The 16,397-nt window shown below is 39.2% G+C and carries 14 protein-coding genes; 2 read left to right on the forward strand and 12 right to left on the reverse strand.

The annotated features are described in order from the left end of the window. Window positions 1-37 precede the first annotated feature (37 nt). On the forward strand, window positions 38-1,228 hold the full coding sequence (locus tag J2S11_RS00270) for a CdaR family transcriptional regulator (protein ID WP_307389349.1): 1,191 nt from the start codon (window positions 38-40) through the stop codon (window positions 1,226-1,228). On the opposite strand, the gene J2S11_RS00275 is transcribed toward J2S11_RS00270, so the two are convergent. From J2S11_RS00275 to polA, 6 genes are all read right to left on the reverse strand, one after another. Next, a complete protein-coding gene (locus J2S11_RS00275) occupies window positions 1,220-2,467 on the reverse strand; it encodes an MDR family MFS transporter (protein ID WP_307389351.1) in 1,248 nt (415 codons plus the stop codon). The genes J2S11_RS00270 and J2S11_RS00275 overlap by 9 nt on opposite strands. An 11-nt stretch (window positions 2,468-2,478) precedes the next feature. Then, window positions 2,479-3,087, reverse strand: coding sequence for a lytic transglycosylase domain-containing protein (locus tag J2S11_RS00280; protein ID WP_307389354.1), 609 nt, complete (start codon window positions 3,085-3,087; stop codon window positions 2,479-2,481). Then, complete coding sequence (gene coaE, locus J2S11_RS00285) at window positions 3,084-3,686, reverse strand: dephospho-CoA kinase (RefSeq protein ID WP_307390194.1); 603 nt, start codon at window positions 3,684-3,686, stop codon at window positions 3,084-3,086. The genes J2S11_RS00280 and coaE overlap by 4 nt, the downstream gene beginning before the upstream one ends. A gap of 56 nt (window positions 3,687-3,742) precedes the next feature. Next, window positions 3,743-4,429, reverse strand: coding sequence for a sporulation membrane protein YtaF (gene ytaF, locus J2S11_RS00290; RefSeq protein ID WP_307389357.1), 687 nt, complete (start codon window positions 4,427-4,429; stop codon window positions 3,743-3,745). A 75-nt stretch (window positions 4,430-4,504) separates the two neighbouring features. Further along, on the reverse strand, window positions 4,505-5,350 hold the full coding sequence (gene mutM / locus J2S11_RS00295) for a DNA-formamidopyrimidine glycosylase (RefSeq protein ID WP_307389359.1): 846 nt from the start codon (window positions 5,348-5,350) through the stop codon (window positions 4,505-4,507). Between the two features lie 77 nt (window positions 5,351-5,427). After that, the gene (polA, locus tag J2S11_RS00300; protein ID WP_307389362.1) at window positions 5,428-8,088 is read right to left on the reverse strand and encodes a DNA polymerase I; all 2,661 of its coding nucleotides are present in this window, start codon (window positions 8,086-8,088) and stop codon (window positions 5,428-5,430) included. Window positions 8,089-8,223: 135 nt separating this feature from the next. On the opposite strand from polA, the gene J2S11_RS00305 reads away from it, so the two are divergent. After that, window positions 8,224-8,952, forward strand: a complete 729-nt coding sequence (locus tag J2S11_RS00305; RefSeq protein WP_307389365.1) for a hypothetical protein — start codon at window positions 8,224-8,226, stop codon at window positions 8,950-8,952. A gap of 117 nt (window positions 8,953-9,069) precedes the next feature. On the opposite strand, the gene J2S11_RS00310 is transcribed toward J2S11_RS00305, so the two are convergent. The 6 genes from J2S11_RS00310 to pstB form a co-directional block, all read right to left on the reverse strand. Then, entirely contained in the window at window positions 9,070-10,833 is a 1,764-nt protein-coding gene (locus J2S11_RS00310; RefSeq protein ID WP_307389367.1) for a Rieske (2Fe-2S) protein, read from the reverse strand. 250 nt (window positions 10,834-11,083) lie between these two features. Further along, window positions 11,084-12,013, reverse strand: a complete 930-nt coding sequence (gene hflC / locus J2S11_RS00315) for a protease modulator HflC (RefSeq protein ID WP_307389369.1) — start codon at window positions 12,011-12,013, stop codon at window positions 11,084-11,086. Next, the gene (hflK, locus tag J2S11_RS00320) at window positions 12,003-12,944 is read right to left on the reverse strand and encodes an FtsH protease activity modulator HflK (RefSeq protein WP_307389372.1); all 942 of its coding nucleotides are present in this window, start codon (window positions 12,942-12,944) and stop codon (window positions 12,003-12,005) included. Before hflK ends, hflC begins: the two co-directional genes overlap by 11 nt. Window positions 12,945-13,140: 196 nt before the next feature. Next, window positions 13,141-13,800: a phosphate signaling complex protein PhoU gene (phoU, locus tag J2S11_RS00325; protein WP_307389375.1), complete on the reverse strand. Its 660-nt coding sequence runs from the start codon at window positions 13,798-13,800 to the stop codon at window positions 13,141-13,143. A 25-nt stretch (window positions 13,801-13,825) separates the two neighbouring features. Next, window positions 13,826-15,472, reverse strand: coding sequence for a methyl-accepting chemotaxis protein (locus J2S11_RS00330; RefSeq protein ID WP_307389377.1), 1,647 nt, complete (start codon window positions 15,470-15,472; stop codon window positions 13,826-13,828). A gap of 109 nt (window positions 15,473-15,581) precedes the next feature. After that, complete coding sequence (gene pstB / locus J2S11_RS00335; protein ID WP_307389379.1) at window positions 15,582-16,385, reverse strand: phosphate ABC transporter ATP-binding protein PstB; 804 nt, start codon at window positions 16,383-16,385, stop codon at window positions 15,582-15,584. Window positions 16,386-16,397 lie beyond the last annotated feature (12 nt).

Raw genomic sequence — 16,397 nt, forward strand, 5'->3', positions numbered from 1 at the left:
TATATCACACTGTTGTATAAAAAAGGAGAGCTTGCTGATGAAGCTATCACCTGAATTGGCTCAGGAAATGGTACATAAAACGATTCCGATTATCGGAACAAATATTAATATCATGAATGAAGAAGCCAAAATCATAGGTTCTGGTCAAGCAGATCGACTTTTTCAATATCATGATGGTGCAGCCCAAGCTATTAGGCAACAAAAAACGATTGAAATCTATGCTACGGACAATATTCCTGTTGGCACGAAGCCAGGTATAAATATGCCTATTGCGTTTCAAGGCAGAATTATTGGAGTAGTAGGGATTACAGGACATCCACATGAATATAGGCAGTTTGCCCAAATGGTCAAGGTTTATGTGGAAATGCTGGTTGAACAGAATGATTTATTGCAGCATATTCAGGGAGAGTCAAAGGCCAAGGATTTGTTACTTTTAGATTTTGTTCAAGGGAGGTTTCAAGATGAGATTGAGCTACAAAATGCTTCTGAAAGAGCAAACGTGCTACAGCTAAATTTATCTCCCCCCTTTATGCTCATTCTTTTAGAGGTGTCTCTCCCACACTCAAATAGAAATCAGGCAAGGTCTTCTGTGGTTGACCAAACCGCTAGAATCGCCCATTTTATGCAGCAATATATAGGAAAAAAAGCACATGCTAGATGGATATCACACATTCAGTCTCAGCTCTTTTTAATATTATTTGACCCCGCAAAGCTTTCTAGCTATCCTTCTCCATGGGTAGAACTGAAGGAGGAAATAACTCAATTGTTAAATATATGGCTCGAGGAGCTACCTGCAATAGAAGGAATGAGCACATCTATAGGAGTAAGTGGCCTTATTCCATACCTTTCTCACATTCATGCTGCATATGCCGACGCACAATTTGCTCTTACGGCAGGAAAGCATCGCAATAGATCACTTTTGTTTTTTGATGATATTGGCCTAATGGAGCTATTATATGCTCTACCTACACAATTAAAAAAAGAATACGCTGAAAGAACGATAGGACCTGTCATGGATAAAGAGAAATGGATAGCTTCCTTTGAAGCGTTCATTGAGAATAATTTGAATGTTTCACATGCTGCTTCTCAGCTTAGTATTCAAAGATCAACCCTATTGAATCATTTAAAACAAATTTACATACATACAGAAAAAGACCCCACCAACTTTAAACAGTTGGTAGAGCTTTATTTAGCTTATATCTTTCACACAGAAGAAGAATTAGGGTAAAGAGTGTGCTTGGCTAGTGTCCTTATCCTTCTTCTCTCTTTTCACCCAATCAAACGTGATAAAACAAATTAGACCAATTCCACATATTAGTATCATACTATAGAACATGATTTGAACGTTGTATGCCTCGAACAAAAAGCCACCAATTAATGGACCGAGCATTCTTCCACCAGTAGCAGCACTTCCAACAACCCCTTGATAAAAGCCCACCTTATGCTTCGGAGCAAGCTCTTGCGCGGCGGTTGGAACAGCTGGCCAAATGAAAATCTCACCAATGGTCATAATAATCATGGCCATAAGGAAGCCAGAATAGATTTCTGTCTGACTTAAGATATATAAAGAAATAAAGAATAGGACAATACCTGTAAGTAGCTGAGATTTTACAGTTGGTAATACTTTCTCAGTTAAAAAAGACGTGAAAGGCTGAGCGAGTAAAATCAGTCCCCCATTAATAGTCCAAAGTAGGCTGTAGGAGGATAAGGACATTCCTAAACCTTGCATGTGTACAGAGACACTTGTTTGCCACTGTACATACGTAATCCAACACGCTAAGAAACCAAAGCTAATAATACCTAGAGATATAAGACCACGTCTTTGTAAAATGCGTTGGGTTTGGTCTATGGCGTTTTCCCCGTTGTCCTGTCCGATTCCCTTCATTTCGGCTCTAGGCTGGACAGCTATTCGCTCGTTAATACCAAACCAAATAATAGCTAGAAACAACAAGTAAAATAGTCCGTTTACAAAAAATACTATGGTAAAAGAGAATTGCGCTACCAAACCACCGATTGCTGATCCAATAGCTACCCCAACATTTTGAAAGACGTAGATCACATTGAAGGTCTTTCTTCCTCCTTCTGGCCACACACCACCTGCCATGGCATACATGGAAGGAAAAACAAGTCCATTACTAAACCCTAATAAAATCATAATTCCAACATAAACCAAAAAGTGATGGAATAGGGCTAGACAGAATACAGAACCAGTGGCTAGTATGATTCCATATAGAATGGTTTTCTTCCCGCCATAGCGATCATACAAAAAGCCTCCTAGCAAATTACCAATAACACCTGCACCAGCATGGAGCATAAGCACAAAACCAGCCGTAGACATCGTCTGACTCAGCTCTTGCGTCATATAAATAGAATTAAGAGGCCACAGAAAAGAAGCCCCAGTTATATTAATTAGCATACCTAAAGCAAGAATCCATAGGGCTTTAGGATATTCAGGAATCAGCTTCATCTTTTTTCTCCTTAGTCTTGAACATCTATTCTTGTATGAAATATAAGCTCTTGATTCCCGGCAAACTCATTTTCATAAATGTTTTGATACCTAGCTAAATAATACAGGACGCGTGAAGCATAATGTCTAGTTTCTCCGAAGGGAATTTGGTCTAATCTGTGCTCTGTTCCGTCCCAAACTCCTTCACTTAACCAACGATCAACATGCCCTTGTCCAGCATTATAGGCTACGATTGCTTTAACATGATCATTATCATATTTCTGCAGCAAGTAGGAAATATACCATGTACCTAACAAAATGTTTGAACGAGCATCGTCTATATATGAATTAGGATGCTTATTCAATCCACTTTCCTCATTGACCCATTGTGCTGTCTCAGGCATAAGCTGCATCAGACCAGCTGCCCCTTTTTTAGAAAAGATATCTTGCTTGAATTTGCTTTCAATCTGCACAACAGACAGCACCAAATATGGATCAACTCCATAATAAGTGGCTGCTTCCTCTACCTCCTGGGTATATTGAATGGGATACATAAGCTTCCAAAAAAAACTGCTATTTAAGGTGACAATCAAGGCGACTAAGGCAATGAGTAAACCTAATTGCTTCATGTTAAATTTCATGTGATTATGCTCCACTTCTTTAAAATCAATTCTAGCTGTTGTGCGGTTTCTTGTATGGTGCCTGAGTTATTAACGTAAGCATGTCCCCTATGTTTCTTCTCTTCAATAGAGATCTGGCTATTAATACGGTTTAGTGCCTCTTGTTTGTCTATCTTATCTCGTTGCATTAAACGTTCTAATTGTACAGCCTGGGGAATATAAACGACCAAAATTTGTTCAACCATATGCTCTAGCTTGCTCTCAAATAATAAGGGAATATCCATAACAATAAAGCTATGCCCGTTTTCTAGAGCTTCTTCCTTTTGCTTAGTCATTTCTGCTCGAATAGCTGGATGGATGATGCTATTTAGCTTTAACCTAGCTTCTTGGTTTTGAAAAACAATATGACCTAAAGCCTTGCGATCTAACTCTCCGTTTTCCAAAAGGATATTTTCACCAAACTCTTCTTTTATTTCAAGTAAGGCTGGCGAACCAGGCTTGACCACTTCTCGGGCAATCTTATCTGCATCAATCACAAGAGCCCCGAGATCGATAAGCACTCTCGAGACTGTAGATTTTCCTGTTGCAATTCCTCCAGTTAAGCCGATAACCATATAAATAACCTCTTTTGCCATATATTCAGTACATTTTATGAAAGGTCAGACAAGCGTATTCCTTAAAATAACTTTAAAAAGCCAAAGAGCACAAGAATAATTCCAGGGGCATAGCTAAACTTACTGACCCACGCACGCGAGGATAAAAGCGCTCCACATTTTACTCCTAAGAAAACAAACAAACTACTCATTGTTGCTATTAGGATGGCTACAAGCAATGGTGAATAGCCCAATAAAGCAGCCCCTATACCCGCACCAAAAGAATCCAAAGACAGGGCTATCCCTAAGACAAACGCTTCCTTTCCTGAGATTACTCCTGAGCGGTCAATATCAGCCATCATCGGTTTACGTAAAATCTGAACAACAATCCCTAGTTTCTTAAACTCTATCGTCCATACTCTATTATCATTTATGCTATCGTCAGAAGCTTCCTGAATCTGTGTACTTTTCTCCTGCCCACCTCCAGCGTGCTGTTCCTGCTGTGCCTTAAATGTCTGGCTAAGCGCCCATAATCCAATCCCAATAAGAATGAGACCACCTAGAGCCCCTGCAAAAGCTGGGGAAATAAGCAGGCTTAGTCCTTGACCAAGTAACATCGCCACTATAATCGTAATGCCGGAGCATATCGCTATGATGAAGATGGATATAAACGGAATGTATACTTTTCGTAAGCCATACGTGATTCCCACGCCAAAGCTATCCAAACTAACAGCAAACGCTAAAATGAGTATTGACATGACTTCTATCAAGGCTTCTCCTCCTCTAGTTAAAGCAGCATTCTCTCTAACTAGAATATGGAGAAGAATTAAATCCGTGACATTCGCCTATTTATTTTTCTGGCATTTAGGGCAATAATGTGTTGATCGTCCTGCAACGATTATTCTCTCTATTTCAGTCCCACAATTAAAGCAAGGCTCACCTTTACGGCCATACATTTTAAGCATTTTCTTAAAGTCCCCCTTCATCCCTTCACCATAGGAGAAATCACGAAAGCTATTTCCACCTAGACGAATAGATTCCTGAATGACCTCATGTATACGCTGAAATATCCTTTTTAATTCCGTGTCTGTAAGAGAGCTCCCTAGCCTTTGAGGATGTACTCCTTTTTTCCCTTCAAACCATAGCACTTCGTCACAAATATAATTCCCTAAGCCTGTAATCATAGATTGATCTAGTAAAATCGCTTTGATATGTCTATTTTTCTTCCTGATTAGCTCTTTAAATATAGGAAAAGTAAAGTCTTTCGATAACGGGTCTACCCCTGCATGGAACAGCCCCTTAATTCGTATATACTCACCTTTAGGAACAAGAAAGATATCCCCGAATTTCCGAACATCTATATAAGCTAAACCTTCTTCCTCCTGTACAAAATGGAAAAAAAGATGCAAATGTTTTTGATTTTTATCCTGCTTCACGATACGTTGAAATTTGCCTGTCATCCTAAAATGCACAACTAGCTCAAAATGATCGCCAATTTCAATGCGTAGATACTTTCCGGTTCGTCTAATTTGACCTATTTTTTGTCCCTTGATGTTCAATTTAAACTCTTCAACATCGTCTGGATAATTGACTATTTTAGGCCAAAACACCTCGACCTCTTCAATGACCTTCCCACTAATCTCACTAGCAATCGTTCTAGCAACAACCTCTACCTCAGGTAATTCAGGCATGATCTATACTTTCCTTCCATGACTTTTTCTCTTTTATTCCTTGTTGTTTTTTATTTCTCAGTATTCTTAAAGTTTCTTTATTTTGCGTCGTACCAAGAATCTCCATAATCCACATCTACTTTAAGGGGAACATTCAGTTGGACTGCTGCTTCCATGACTTCAGGAACTAGTTTTGTCATAATATCTATCTCATTCTTTGGTACTTCAAAGATAAGCTCATCATGTACTTGCAGCAGTAGCTTTGAAGCTAGCTTCTTCTCTTCAAGCTTCAAGGCCATGTCTATCATCGCTTTTTTAATAATATCTGCTGCTGTCCCTTGAATAGGTGTATTCATTGCTGTCCTTTCAGCAAAGCTTCGCAAATTAAAGTTACTACTATTAATTTCAGGTAGATAACGTCTTCTATGCAACAATGTTGTCACATAGCCATCCTTTTTGGCCTGCTTAACAACATCCTCCATAAATTTTTTAACACCTGGGAAGGATTCAAAATAACGCTCTATAAAGCTTGCTGCTTCCTTCCTTGTTATATTTAAGCTTTGGGATAATCCATAGTCACTAATACCGTACACAATACCGAAGTTAACCGCCTTAGCATGTCTTCTCATTAAAGATGTTACATCCTTTTCTTCCACATGAAATACGTCCATTGCTGTTTTTGTATGGATGTCTTTATCTTCCTTAAAAGCTTCTATTAATCCCTCATCCTCTGAAATATGAGCGAGTACTCTCAATTCGATTTGGGAATAGTCTGCCGCCAAAAGAACACAGCCCTCCTGAGCAGGAACAAACGCCTTACGCAGCTTTCTCCCTTCCTCTAGACGAATAGGAATGTTCTGTAGGTTTGGATCAATAGAGCTCAATCTTCCTGTAGCTGCAATCGTTTGTTGGAACATTGTATGAACCTTACTAGTTTTAGCCATGATTACTTTCTTCAGACCTTCAATATACGTCGATTGAATTTTCCCTAATTGACGGTAGTGCAAGATGTTACCTACAATCTCATGCTGTGGCTCCAGCTTCTCCAAAACCTCTGCATTTGTCGAGTATCCTGTCTTTGTTTTCTTAATCACAGGAAGCTGAAGCTTATCGAACAAGATTTCTCCTAGCTGCTTCGGTGAATTAATATTAAACTCTGTTCCAGCAAGCTCATAAATGTCCTTTGTCAGCTCATCAAGCCTAGAAGCAAGCTCTTCGCCCATATCATCTAGTGTTTTACGTTCAACCTTAACACCTTCTAGCTCCATTTTCGCTAGTACACGTCCAAGTGGCTGCTCCAGCTCAAAAAATAGAGAACTGAGCTCTGCTTCCTCTAGCTTCTCCTCTAGCTTTTCTTTTACTATATAAATGGAATCTGCCTTCCTCGCAATATGCTGAATAACCTGTTCCTCTAGCTCCTCTTCAGGGTTAGGGAGTGTTCGTTTTGCACCCTTTCCATAGACCTGTTCATCACTGCTAATCGTCAGCCCTGTATACTTCTTAGCGATGGAATCTGCTGTGTAATCAGAATCTGAAGGATCTAACAAATAGGCAGCAAGGTACGTATCAAAATGGACACCTTCAAGCTCAATTCCAAGCCAGCTAAGGGCTACCTCTGCTCTTTTAGCATCATAAATCCATTTCTCTTGCCCCCGATCCTTAAGCCATTGTTGAATATCCTTACTCTCTTGAACTGTAGGATTAGAAACAAAGAAAAGTCCATTTTTATTACGTATACTAAGACCTAACACAGGGGACTTATGATAATTTTCTTCCGTTACCTCAGCATGTAAAGCTGAAGGGGAAATTAATGCTTGTTTAAGTAGTTCTTGATCATCTACTGTTAGGGTCTGTACAACGATTTCTTCCATATCTTCTTCTTTCAGTTCAGCTACTTCCGCACCTACACGCTCTAACAAAGAACCGAAAGCCATTTCCTTAAAGAATGGAACAACCTTTTCCTTATCGTACCCTTCATAAACTGTATCCTCTAGCTTAAGCTCTATTGGAGCTCCTCTTTCTATTGTAGCTAGCGCTTTACTTAGAAAGGCATCATCCCTATAGTTTACTAGGTTTTCCTTTAGCTTCTTAGCTGTTACTTCTTCTATATGCTCATATACTTTCTCAACCGTTTCATACTGGTGAAGCAACTTTAGGGCTGTTTTTTCCCCTACACCAGGAACTCCCGGAATGTTATCAGAAGTATCTCCCATTAACCCTTTAAGATCAATAATCTGCTCCGGCTTCAGCTGATACTTCTCATCAAGCTTGTCCAGATCGTAGTACTCAACCTCACTTATGCCTTTACGAGTTAAAGCAACATGCACATGATCAGAGACAAGCTGCAGCATATCCTTATCTCCCGTATATACCTTGGTTGACCATTTCTCCTGATCAGCTTCCTTAGTCATTGTGCCTATAATATCATCCGCTTCATAGCCTTCTAGCTCAAAATGCTTAATTGAGAATGAATCTAGTAGCTTTCGAATAAGAGGAAATTGCTCGGATAGCTCTGAAGGTGTTTTCTGCCTTTTGCCTTTATATTCTTTGAAGTCTTTATGACGGAATGTCACTTTACCAGCATCAAAAGCAACCAAAAGATGTGTAGGCTGCTCTTCTTCGATAATCTTCAAAAGTATTGTTGTAAAACCATAAATAGCATTTGTATAGACTCCCTTGTCATTGTTTAACAGAGGTAAGGCGTAAAATGCTCGAAAGGCTATACTGTTACCGTCCATAATAATCAATTTATTGCTCATTTCTTTTCCCACCCAACTTGTTCAACGTTATTTCCATTATAGCAAGTGCACAGACAGAACAAAAGCTTTGGATAGATGGAAAAAGTGATACAAAAAAGTAGTATACTAAAATTACCAGAGAATAAGGTGGGGATTATGATAAAAAAAGTAATTCTTTTTACTCTCGGATTAATATTAGCCGTAAGTTCAATTCCGCATAGTATTAAAATGATTCTTGAAACCATTCAAACTAGCCAAATGCAAAAGAGCTTTACAATTAACATTCTTGAAGCTCCTTCTTCCTCATTCACATTCGGAAATGTAAATCTATCTATTTATCATACGAATGAGGGCTCATTATCCTACGATGGGCCGTTTGATCAATCGTTCGGCACTGCCGATATACACCTTGAGATAAACGAGGAAACGATGGACATACTTCAAGATTATCCCTATATTTTAGATGTGGAAGGACTTCAGCAATACGCTGAGAATATCGTGTTTTTAACAGTTGATGAGTTGAAAAGTAGTAGCAAAACTCTAGTTGTATTGTTAAATACAACTAGAGAGATCATTGAGGAACTACCTTCACTCGATATAGTCGGCTACGCTGCGGATGAAGAGTTACAATATAGAATGTATACGATTAGTGAGGAAGGAAGCGTAACACAAGAAGATTTTTCATTTCTTGACCGAAGCGCTTTTCAAACAGCGTTACTCAATGAAGGAGGTTTAACACACTATAAGGTTGGTTATTACACGAATGCTTTAAGTGCTTACCCAAATTTTGTATATCCATGGATATACCCATTACTAATCTCAATTATTGGAGTAATTTTGTTTATCACACAGTTTCCAATTAGGGTTGGGAAAACGACAAAGTAAATTTTTTAATTATTTTCTGAGCATGATGTCCATATAAGTGTTTAAAAGGATCAAAGAAGAAATCGTCATATGACTATTCTTTGATCCTTTAATTAGTTTTAACGTCATAGATTCTAGCTAGTTCTCATCCTCGAACAATTTCTCTCCTCGATGTAAGCGCATAGCAATACGAGCAGTATGAGGGATTTCACGAGAAGTTGGAGAGTGCGCCGCCAAATAGCGAGTCAAGGCCAAAATCATCGTCTCCTGTGCATATTCAGCAAAACTCTCCTCCTCCTTTTGCCAATGATCATGCTCCGTAACAGCAGCCTCGTACATTTGGAAGGTATGAAATTCGGCGTCCTCACGAACTAAGGCATGACCTAGCGTATTGAAAAGATCCTGCTTATCTCCTCCTTGAGCTAAATAGGTAATCACCCATTTCCCCGCTTGATCAGTTTGCTGTTGCCTGTCTAACATCTGTAGCAACTCCTCAGCCTGAGGGACAGAACTGACAGTAGAATCTGGCTTCGGTCGACGCGCAGCAGGAGTATTAAGAAAGCGATCCAGATAGATACTCATAGCTGTGTGAAAAACGGCTCGGATCAGTTCAGGAGTGGTTGAGCGCTTTAAGGACTCATGAACGGCATGTGCGTGTGTAAATGTGTGTAAAACAGTAATCCAGTCCCCTAGCTCATTCTGTACATGAAAGCGAGCCAAGCGTTCTCCTGCTGCTAATGTGACTATTTGAGCGAGCTTTACTGGAGACATTCCCTCTTTTAGTGCTGTTAATAAAGCCTTCAATGTTTCCCCAGGCTGATCACCTAAAATATGATTCACCAAAGCTTGCTCATCCACTTGAGCAACCGTAGTAGATTTCGACTCTAATGTAGGTGTCAGTTCCTTAAAGGTCGTGTGCAGCTGTTCAACAAGATTCACAGGGGACTGCCAGCTATGCTGTTCCTCGCTACGCGAAGCATTTGATAGTTCGGGGATAATCGATGTAAGGACATATGCACGATGTTCAGCTCCAATATGTTCGAGAACTTCAAAAGCTTTATTATGAAAATCCAAGGTGTGACCAACATTCATATAAAAGTGATCAGTGACTGCTGTCATCATCATATCCGCAAGCTGCTCGTTTGTTGCTCCAGATTCGATAGCCGTTAAAATGACTCTCTCAGCCCCTTGTGTATCTCTAACTTCTACGCTATGACGATACCATTGAGCAAACTTTTCTAGTGAAGGTTTACTTGACGTTTCGTTTAATGGCAGAGGACCAAGAAGAAAACGAGTACCCATGTTTGCACTTTCTCTTGCTACATGCACAAGTCCTTGATACAGCGCTAGGATCTGCCCATTCTTATCTAGCTTAGGTAAGATATTCGTCATCGCGGTAAGAATAGTTAGACCTGAACGCCAGCCTCTCTGACGGTGCTTCGTTCCAAATTCAACCCCGATACGCGTAATATTCTTTGCCGACTCACCAGCTTCGATCAAGCCAACTACTCCTTTGGCAATTACAAGGCTGAGATTCTGCTCTAATCCATTCTTTAATCTCTCACGAAGCTTGCTAATCGTCTGTTTATGATGTGGAATCGGACTAACCCATATCTCTCCTTGTTTGATCTCTACAGGATATGTAGTCATATCATCCGCCCAAGAATCAAGCGTTCCTCCACTTTTTACATCAAACCGTGCGTGATGCCAATGGCAGGTTAATATTCCATCACATAAACTTCCCTGATGCAGAGGAAAACCTAGATGTGGACACCGATTATCAATAGCATATACGTCACCCTCGTGAAATAGTACGGCTACACCATGCTGCCCACCCTTCACTACTTTTACCTTATTCTCCTTTAGCTTCTCAACTGATCCTGCATAAATGAAATTTTCCATGTAACCTACACCCTCTTTCTTATGATCGTAATTCAACAGAAAAAGTTAATGAGATCCTACTGTTCTACAGCTAATAAAAATAGTATCAATTACCAATTATTATATATCCCTTTATCATACTTTGTAAACATAAATGTTTAATAATCTTTTCTATGCTTCTTTCTGTTTTTTTTCTACAATAAAAAGATGCAGTGAGTAAACACTGCATCTTTTTTATGAAAATCTCCTTGATCAATATCTATTTACATCCTTAGTTCCCTGCACCCATCAAATATTGAGCATAAGGTGAGCTTGCTGGAATCATAATAACGGGCTCACCGTCAAGTGTAGTTTGATAGGATTCAAGAGTACGGTACATGGAATAAAACTCTGGGTCCTTGCCGTACGCTGCGTTATATATTCGAGCTGCCTCTTGTTCACCTTCACCAATAATAATTTTGGCTTCAGCGTTTGCTAAGGCAATCATTTCAGTTACCTCACGATCTGTTTCGGCACGAATTTTGGTTGCTTCTGCATCTCCTTGAGATAGATATTCCTGAGCGGTACTTTCTCTCTCTGAAATCATCCGATTATATACAGCTTGCTCATTACTTTCAGGTAGATCTGTACGCTTCATACGTACATCAATGACTTCAATACCATAATTTTCCCGATCAAGTAACATGTTTACCTGATTGCGAACACTTTCATTAAAGCTTCCGCGTACAGAGTCCTCACTATTTACAATTTGATCATAATTCAATCGACCTAGTTCTGTTCTAATATTAGAATAAATAATATCACCCATCCTACCTTCAACAATAGTAAGGGCTCTTCCATTTTCAATCAGCTTCTTGGCGTCCACAACTCTCCATATTGCATAATTATCTACCATAATCATTTTCTTATCCAAAGTATTGATCTCAGCAGGTGGTAAATTATAGACAAGATTATATTTCGGAATACTCGTTACACTTTGGATAAAAGGTAACTTATAATTTAATCCTGGCTCATCTATAACGCGAACAATTTCCCCGAACTGACGAACAACCTTGATTTCACTTTGTTTTACAATAAAAAGATTAGAAATAACTAATGCAGCTAAAAGAACAGTAACCACTATAACAGTCCCTGAGATGACATATCCTCTATAAGAAGGTTTAGACTTATTCATATCTACAACGTTAGTATTATCTTCCATCAGTGTCTCCTCCTCTCACCGCTTGAATAGGAAGGTATTTTACCGTATCTGACCCCTCATCCATAATATAGATCTGAGCACCTGGTAATACCTGTTCTAGCGTCTCCAAAATTAAACGCTGACGAGTTATGTCAGGGTTATTTACAAATTCTGAGTAGATCGCATCAAACTTTGCCACGTCTCCACGTGCTCGCTCAACACGTTCCACCTTTTGTCCTTCAGCACGGCTAATAATAGCGTCCTTTTCCCCTAGAGCGACATTGTAATTTTCATTTCTGTAACGCTGAGCCTGATTAATTTTCGTATTTCGTTCCTCACGAGCATCCGTCACTTTGCGGAAAGCCAAGCTAACCTCTTCATTCGGTAGAACTACATCCTGTAGGTTAACCTGAACAATTGATATTCCTAGACCATAAGTCTGTACCAAGTCGTTAAGATACGTTCTTATCCTATCCATGATTTCTTCTCGACCATCCGTTAAAGCATCATCTACCTCTGTATTACCAATAACACCTCTTAATGATGCGGAAGTTGCATTATACAAAATGCTTACTGGGTCTTCCGTATTAAAAAGATACGCAACAGGATCAATGATCCGCCATTGTATTTCTAAATCAGCCAAAATAATATTTTCATCCCCTGTTATCATTTTGGCTTCTGCGATATGCTCTGTAATTTGCCCATTCTGTTCCTCATAACCAAGTGTTAAGCTAAATGGCTCCCTCGATAAAATGTTAACTGTCTGAATAGGCCAAGGAAGCTTAAAATGCAATCCTGATAGAATCACCTCATCCTCTGGCTTTCCTAAAGTTACAAGAATCGCTTGCTCTGAAGCGTCTACTGTATACCAAGATGTAGTCGCCACTAAAACCAAGGCAATCAATAGTAAAATACCAAGAAAGCCTATGTAAATTTGTTTCACACTTACCATTTTTCCTCCCCCTTGCTGTTATTAACCTCAAAACCATTCTATTGTACCACACACCTGTTAATACGAGAAAGAATGACATTGGTTCCAAAAAAATAAACCGAATAATCGGCTAAATTAATCGGTCATAAAATACTGCGTTTTATTAGCAGGTTAATATTCATTTAATGTTTTCATAGATGTATTTATGTCTAGCGAATCATTGATTTAAGTCCATACGTTTACCTTTTACACTATACAAAATAGCTTCCGAAATATTAGTAACATGATCAGCCATTCTTTCTATATAGCGAGCTACGAAAGCTAACTGCATAATTTGGTCCATTTTTTGTGGAGCATCAACCATTCTACTAAGTAAATCCTGTACAATTTTAGCGTACAAGGAATCTACCTTATCATCAAGCTCAGAGATTTCCTGTGCTAGTTCAGCGTTATCCGTTTTATACGCTTGCAGGGATTCTCTGATCATGCGTTGAACAAGCTCAGCCATAGCCGGGATATCCTGAAGGGGTTTAACAAGCTCTTCATTGCCAATACGTAATGTGGACTTCGCTATATCCACCGCAAAATCTCCTATCCTTTCAACGCTTGTCGTAATTTTTATGGCCGACATAATTTTTCTTAAGTCACTGGCTACAGGCTGCTGGGAAGCTATGATTTTAACAACAAGCTCTTCGATCTCTTCCTCAATCGCATTAATTTGCTCATCATTGTCAATTATTCTTGTGGCCTGTTCTGTATCCTGATTCTTTAAAGCTTCAATGGATGAACTGAAAGCTGCTTCTGCTAGCTCTCCCATACTTATTAGCTTTTCCGTAAGCTGATTCATTTCCAATTCAAAATTCTTTCTAACTCCCAACTCGTCTTCACTCCTTCACTCGAAATCAATATGATTCCTTTCCTTTTAAACCACTAGATAATTCTGCAACCTGGGAAGCAAGCTTCCTATTTTCTATACTATTAGCATACTGTCGTTCTGAAAACAAATTTATCTCCCGTGACTGTTCATTCGTCTGTTGAGAAATAGCAGCAAAGCTTCTCATCCTATCTTCAACCTGCCCAAGTGCCTCGTATATTCCCTCAATTTCAGTGGCAAGCTGTTTGATATGACTCTCGGTATGGTTCATACTCTGTTCCATTCGACCTAACTGACGATCGGATGAAACAGCACTTTGCTTCCCTTTGTCTGATTCTGTATATACTGACTGAACCTTTTTAACTACGAGCTCAATCTCATTTTTGACTCTTGAGGTGTGTTCATAAATGCTTTTTGTTGAGGAGGTTGAGCTATCGGCAAGCCTTTTAATTTCCTGAGCTACTACGGAAAAGCCTCTCCCTGCCTCTCCTGCCCTGGCCGCCTCTAAGGCTGCATTAATAGCCAAAAGCTTAGTTTGGTCCGCGATTTCTTCAATAATCCCCAATATATTTTCAATTTGTTCTGAATGCTGCTGTAGGTTTAAAGCAGCTGTTGATACTTCTGAAATTTCATCAGTTAAGTGATACATAGATTGAGCAAGACCTTGCATCGCTTCTTTCCCTGTATGCAGGGTCTGTACAAGCTCTTGGCTTTGCTCAGAGGTAGCTGCTGTTTGATCAGCCATTCGATGAATAACCTCTTTCATTCTCTCAAATAGCCTTTCATTTTGTTCAACAACATTTACCTGCTGGAGGGTTCCCTCTGATATCACCTGAATGCTCTCTCTTAAAGCGGAGCTGCCTTGTTCACCATCGAGAGCATGTTGATATAAAATTTCTCCTACTTCACCTAGCTTAGAACCAGCCTGACTTAATGAAACATTTAGCTCTTCAATCCGCTCCACCATCGTATTAAAGTCCTTTGATACTGAACTGAGCTCTAAGGCAAATACTTGGTGATTGACTCTTTGAGAAAGGTCACCTTGAGTTACTTTATCCATAGCTAGTTTAAGCTTCTGAAGAGGCATTGTTATCATACGTACAGTGGTGAAGCCTATGAGTGCCGTTAGCACGATACATACAGCGACCACAGCAAGAATACTATTCCTCATGTTGTAAATAGGTGAAAGATAATTCTGCTCTTCTAACGCTATCACATACATAGCTGCAAGCTCTACAGAATAAGTGTATCCAAGTGTGTAACCTTGAGCATGCGTCACACCGTGCCTTTGCTCAAGCATGCTCTCTATCACTTCTGTACTTAATTCTGGTAGTTCAATTTTGCTCTGTTCTGTCATTGGTTCCATTTGTTTATCTAAATTGATTTTAAACTGTAGAGCGTCTAAATCATATTGCCGAAAGCTATTGTATTGTAGCTGTAAAGCATAGCTAAGTTTTGATTCAAACTCTTGATTGGATACCGTTTGTTTTAGTAAGACAAGCTTATCTTTAATTAGCTCAACCTCAGAGCTTAGCTGCCTTTCAATGACTTGAATAACAGCCTCTTTACTTTGAACATAGCTAATTAATCCAATTGCACCAACACTAATTAAGATGAGTATAAGCATAGGAGCTAGCAATAATACCCTCAGCTTCAAATTCTTTATCCATTTCATCCTCCTGCCCCAGCCTTTCGTTATCATATCTCAATCGCTACTAGTATGCAGGAGTTTTATTAAATGGAAATAAAAATAACGTTAAGATAACATTAAGCAAATTTATCGTTTATCCGAACCGACCTGAGATGTAATCATCCGTTTCCTTTTTGGCTGGGTTAGTAAAAATCTTGTCCGTTTGATCAAACTCCACAAGTCTTCCATTTAGGAAAAAGCCTGTATCATCAGAAACCCTTGCAGCCTGTTGCATATTATGAGTGACAATAACAATAGAATATTTACTCTTTAGCTCAATAATGAGTTCCTCTAGCTTAGACGTTGAAATAGGATCTAACGCAGAAGCAGGCTCATCCATCAGAATGACCTCAGGTTCAACAGCTAAAACTCGGGCAATAACTAGTCTTTGCTGCTGACCACCTGATAGCCCTAATGCTGATGTATTTAAACGATCTTTGACTTCATCCCATAAAACGGCATAACGAAGACTTTGTTCCACGATCTCATCAAGCTTTTTCTTATTCTTTATTCCATGAATACGAGGTCCATACGCTACATTATCATAAATTGATAAAGGGAACGGATTCGGTCGTTGGAAAACCATACCTACATTTTTACGTAATTCTGCAACATCAAGCTTTGGATCGTAAATGGAATCACCCCTAAGCTTAATGCTTCCTTCAATTCTTACCCCTTCAATTAAATCGTTCATTCGATTAATCGTTCTTAAAAAGGTAGATTTACCGCAGCCCGATGGTCCAATCAACGCTGTCACCTTATTTTGCTTCATATCCATATTGATATCGATTAGTGCTTGAAAATCCCCATAATATAAGTTAAGGGCATCTGTTTTGATAATAAAATCACTGCGCTTAGCCACTGCTTCTTGAGTTTGCTCTTCTCTTATATCCACCATACTATCACCTCT

It is taken from the genome of Bacillus horti, assembly GCF_030813115.1.
Lineage (GTDB): Bacteria > Bacillota > Bacilli > Caldalkalibacillales > JCM-10596 > Bacillus_CH > Bacillus_CH horti.